At 64.0% G+C, this 1,444-nt stretch carries 1 pseudogene; it reads right to left on the bottom strand.

Annotated elements, in window-relative coordinates:
• Positions 1–1,350, bottom strand: a pseudogene (locus tag AB0K25_RS31740) (polyketide synthase); the annotation flags it as partial.
• Positions 1,351–1,444 lie beyond the last annotated feature (94 nt).

The following is a 1,444-nucleotide window of genomic DNA, read 5'->3' as shown; positions in this document are numbered from 1 at the left end:
CTCCACCGACCGCGCCGACAACACCAACGGCACCGGCCCCACCGGCTCATCGTCACCCGACACCGCCACCGGCTCCGGCTCGAATTCCGGCGCATACTCCAGAACCACATGCGCATTCGTCCCACTGATCCCAAACGACGACACCCCCGCCCGACGCGGCCCCACACCCCCCCACACCCGCGCCTCAGTCAACAACTCCACCGCACCCGACGACCAATCAACATGCGGAGTCGGCTCATCAACATGCAACGTCTTCGGCATCACCCCAGCACGCATCGCCAACACCATCTTGATCACACCAGCAACACCCGCCGCCGCCATCGTATGACCAACATTCGACTTCAACGAACCCAAAAACAACGGACGCTCCGCCGAATGCTCCCGACCATACGTCGCCAACAACGCCTGCGCCTCAATCGGATCACCCAACCTCGTCCCCGTACCATGCGCCTCCACCACATCCACCTCACCCGCCGACAACCCCCCATTCGCCAACGCCTGACGAATCACCCGCTCCTGCGACGGACCATGCGGAGCCGTCAAACCATTCGACGCACCATCCGAATTAACCGCACTACCCCGCACCACCGCCAACACCCGATGCCCATTACGCCGCGCATCCGACAACCGCTCCAACACCACCACACCAACACCCTCACCCCACCCCGTACCATCCGCCGACGACGAAAACGCCTTACACCGACCATCCCCCGACAACCCACCCTGACGCGCAAACTCCACAAACATCCCCGGCGACCCCATCACCGCAACCCCACCCGCCACCGCCAACGACACCTCACCCGACCGCAACGCCCCCACCGCCTGATGCACCGCCACCAACGACGACGAACACGCCGTATCCACCGACACCGCCGGACCACCCAAACCCAACACATACGCCACCCGACCCGACACCACACTCCCCGCCGAACCCGTCAACACATACCCACCAACACCCTCCCCCGCCTCCCACAACCGCGGCCCATACTCCAAACCCATCACCCCCAAAAACACCCCCACCCCAACACCATCCAAACCAACACCCAAACCCGCACCCTCCAACGCCTCCCACACCACCTCCAACACCAACCGCTGCTGCGGATCCATCACCACAGCCTCACGCGGAGACACCCCAAAAAACTCCGCATCAAAAACCCCCGCACCCTCCAAAAACCCACCCCACCCCGGCACCCCACCACCCACCAAACCCTCCACATCCCACCCACGATCCACCGGCCACCCACCCACCACATCAACCCCACCCAACACCACATCCCACAAATCCCCCGGCGAACCCACCCCACCACCAAAACGACACCCCATCCCCACAATCGCCACCGCCTCACCCACACCCACACCCACACCCGCAACACCCACACCCGAAACCCCACCCACCACCAAACCCACCAACCGCTCCGCCACCAACACCGGAGTCGGAAAGTCG

The organism is Micromonospora sp. NPDC049257 (assembly GCF_040678915.1).
Classification (GTDB): Bacteria; Actinomycetota; Actinomycetes; order Mycobacteriales; family Micromonosporaceae; genus Micromonospora; species Micromonospora antibiotica.
Note: the sequence above shows the minus strand (reverse complement) of the source record. Positions and strands in the feature narration are given on the sequence as shown.